2 protein-coding genes and 1 pseudogene are annotated in these 3,631 nt (G+C 58.7%); all 3 read right to left on the minus strand.

Going from position 1 to position 3,631, the window contains the following annotated elements:
* Positions 1–285 precede the first annotated feature (285 nt).
* Positions 286–1,188 (minus strand): glycosyltransferase family 4 protein, encoded by a 903-nt coding sequence (locus EN914_RS28260; protein ID WP_164752851.1) that lies wholly within the window; start codon positions 1,186–1,188, stop codon positions 286–288.
* A gap of 404 nt (positions 1,189–1,592) precedes the next feature.
* Positions 1,593–3,086, minus strand: a complete 1,494-nt coding sequence (locus EN914_RS28265) for a lipopolysaccharide biosynthesis protein (RefSeq protein ID WP_024505409.1) — start codon at positions 3,084–3,086, stop codon at positions 1,593–1,595.
* Positions 3,083–3,631, minus strand: a pseudogene (locus EN914_RS28270) (hypothetical protein); the annotation flags it as partial. The pseudogene EN914_RS28270 and the gene EN914_RS28265, both read right to left, overlap by 4 nt.

Genomic DNA, 3,631 nt, shown 5'->3' on the forward strand with positions numbered 1-3,631 from the left:
ATGCGCCGGGTTGCCGATGCCGCTTATTGGTCGGCAGTCTCTCATATTGTCCGAGGAAGGACCGCTTGTGGCGTCGAATTGCTTAGATATAGCTTTTCGCTGTCTCCGATATTGAGGCTGTTTCCGCCGCTGGGCCATCTTTATCGAACGAAGGGCGCCGTCAGACGGGCCTTGGCAGTGGTTTCCGGTCGGTCGGGCTCGTCCACCCGCCAAGTGGAGCATGCGGATACAGCATAGTGCTGATCAAATCCTGTCGAGTGCCACTTTAGAGAGGCGCCCGCCTCCCTACACCATTTGTGATGACAAGCTGCTATCAGCCACCTGGCCTGCCTTGCGGAGCCAAGACAGGAACGGGCCATAGCACACATCGCAGGAAAAGAGGCTGGCGAATACATGCGCGGTACCCTCGGATTTCTGACGCCGAAGTTCCGCATTGCTCAACAGCGCGATGACCGCCTGTGCAAAGTCTGCACCACCATTGGCCACGATCGCTCCCTCATCAAGTTGGTGGGGGTCACCTGCGTCCACACCTATCGAGGTCGTCACGAGGGGGCGGCCGTAAGACATGGCCTCGGCCACCTTTATCTTGACGCCGGCGCTGCCGGAAACGAGCGGGGCCACGACAAGCTGGGCGCGCCTATATTCGGGAGCGAGGTCCGGGAGCGCTCCCACACACTCCAGGCCGGCCGCCGGCGTAACCTCACATGTGAAGGCGGCGGTTCCGACGATGCGAACCCTTGCCGTGGGGCATGAGGTTCGAACAGTTGGCCAGACCTCCTTCAGGAACCACGACAGTGCGGCACGATTTGGCTCTGTGGCATTCCCGACGAAGAGAACGATGGGCTCATTGCTGTCGGGTTGCTTTTCGTGATTGTCGAAGCCCATGCCAAGAGAGATCACGCGTGTCACCCCGAGATGGTTGCGGGCGTAGGAGGCGTCATCCTTGCTGTTGAAACCGACACACTCTGCCGCCTTCAGCGAGTTTGACAATCTCTTTTCCTCAGTCCAATTCTTGTCCGGGCCGGGGGTTGCGCCGGCCTCCCAGCGCGCTGCCCCGTTGCGGTGCTGAAGATGGCCAACAAGTGAGAAAACCCTGTGACCGTTGCAGGAGAGGCAAGGAGCGAAATGCACGGCATCGTGGAACAGTATGACGGCGTCCGGCCGTCCAGCTTCGATACGGTCAAGCACCCACTGAGTCTCTCCCTTGGAAAAGTTCTGGTCCGTCATTGGGGAAACAGGTGCGGTCTTCCGTCCAAGGAACGATCCGGCCAGATGCCCGGACCGAAGCAACTCCGTGGATAGAAATGTTCTCTGGCCCAATCTGATACTTCGACGAACCTGCCACGAAGAAAACTGCTCTATTTCATATACACTCCTACAGACTGGACTCCTTCGGCCGCGCGCTATGTTGGATACATACCCGTGTACCTCGTGGCCGGACTTCAGGAGATATCGCCCGAACGCCTGGATATAGGCGCCGTCTCCGCCGAAGAACGCGTCGTACGGATAGCTATGGACGATTGCTATACTGGCCATTTGCCCTCCAAATAGCTTCTCTCTCGGGCCTTCGCCGGTCGAAGTCGCGGGCTGCGTCAAGCGCCGGCCCGCGCCTCGCCTCGAAAGCCCAGCAGCACATCCTGAAACAGCTTGAGCTGCCCCAAGACGAACAGCAAGACGAATGCATAGATACTGATCAGAACCAGCCCGCCAGCCGCGAGCCGCAGAAGCGAAGGAACCTCCGGGCCGAGATAGCGCTGCACTGCCAGCGCACCCACCGAGGCCACGATGCCGGCCATCCATGGCCTCATGATCGTCCGCAACAGATCCCCGACTGAAACCGGCGTTCCGTGCAGGCTCCACACCAGGTGTGGATAGAGCCAGAGCACCAGCGCCGTCGAGTAGCTCAGTGCAACGCCCTCGGGGCCGAAGGAGATTCCTGCGCAGTAGGAAGTGATGACGAGAGGGGCGATGGCGAAAGCCAGATACAGGCTGCGCTTCTGCTTGCCGGTCGAGATGAGCAGCCAATATGTAGGGTTGATGATCCCGAACACCAAGATGGTAGGCGTGAGCAGCCGGAAGATGGTCGCCGCCCCCGTCCATTGCGAGCCCAGCACCACGGTGATGATCTCATGTGCGAACAGGAACGAGAACATTGTGATGGGAACCGTCACCGCGATGACGATCGAATATCCCTTGAGGTAGAAGTTCCGCAACCGCGCGGGATCATGCTGCATTCGTGACAACGCCGAGAACAGTACCGCACCGACGGCGCTGTTGATGGTCGCCGTAGGGATGCCAATCAGCTGGAAGGCCCGGGTATACAATCCGAGCGACGCAGCGCCCCAGAGCCGCCCGAGAAGGACTTTCTCCACATTGTAGCCAATATAGACAACGAGGTTGTTCAGCGTGACGATTCCACCGAAATGCAAGAGCGAGCGAATATTGGCGCCGCGTCGAGGCCATCCAGGAATCCACCCGGTGGCGATCCAGCAGCCCAGGCTGTTGATTGCCGGCGAGATAAGTGTCGGGGCGATCAGTGCCCAGTAGCCGTAGCCACGCAACGCGAGCAGCACACCGGACAGGATGCCCACGCACAGGGCACCCGTTTCGATCGCGCTGAGTGTGACATAACGCAAGTCGCGCTCGATCAGAGCGGCATGTTGCACGCCGGCCGCGTTAAGCAGGAAAGCTGGAGCGACCGCGATGGCGATCCTGAGTAGACGCGGCTCATGGTAGAAGGCTGATATCGTGTAGGCACTCGCGGCGCAGAGCAGCGCGAGAAAGACCCCTACCAGTATGTTGATCCAGAACAGTGCCGAAACCTGGTCAAACGAAATCTCATGCTTTTGGATGGTAGCGGAGGAAAGCCCGGCGGTGGTGAAGACGTCGAAAATGCCTGTGAGTGCCACCACCATCGCGACCAGGCCGAAATCGTCAGGGCTGAGCAGGCGTGCCAGGATGGCAATATAGCCCACCCTGAGAATCAGGTTCACCCCCTGGCTCACCATCCTGGCGACGCCACTTTGAATGGCTTCCCTTTTAAGGTTGCGGGGTTCGCCTTTGGCACTGAGGGCCTTGTGGGTCATGTATCACTGGCTGCATACGCGCTTGTTTCCGTTTGAGCTGCCGTAGCATGCCCCATGTGAGCGATTGCCTCGCCAGGCACCCGTTCCAGCCAAATTTCTCGCCACCAGGGATAGACGGCTCTTGGGCACTGCATCCGGCAATCGCTATATCTCGAATTGCACCAGACTTTTTCCAGGATGACCGCCGGTCCCCTGAGCCGGTTGAGAAGTCCGGTCTTTTCATTGACAAACGCTGTTACTCGCGACCGGACCCTGAAAGTATGGTCGCAATAGGGGACCATCTCGGCGTCGAAATACAGGCCACGGTTCTTATTATCCGTGTCTAGGGTCTTGAGGATTTCTTCATAGGACTTAACCCTGATCAGCTCCCCCGGTTGGAGATCAAGCTTGATGGTTGGAACCGGCTGGCCGGCAGGTATCGATCCCCGATATCGTGGGAATGAAACGCCACCGTAAATGTGCTGCACCTTGTCATACAGCCAGCTGACAATCACGGAGAGCCTCCCGAGATGCAGACGGCCCATGTAGTGATAGATACTGAATAC

Origin of the sequence: Mesorhizobium sp. M7A.F.Ca.CA.001.08.2.1, assembly GCF_003998455.1 — a bacterium.
Classification (GTDB): domain Bacteria; phylum Pseudomonadota; class Alphaproteobacteria; order Rhizobiales; family Rhizobiaceae; genus Mesorhizobium; species Mesorhizobium ciceri.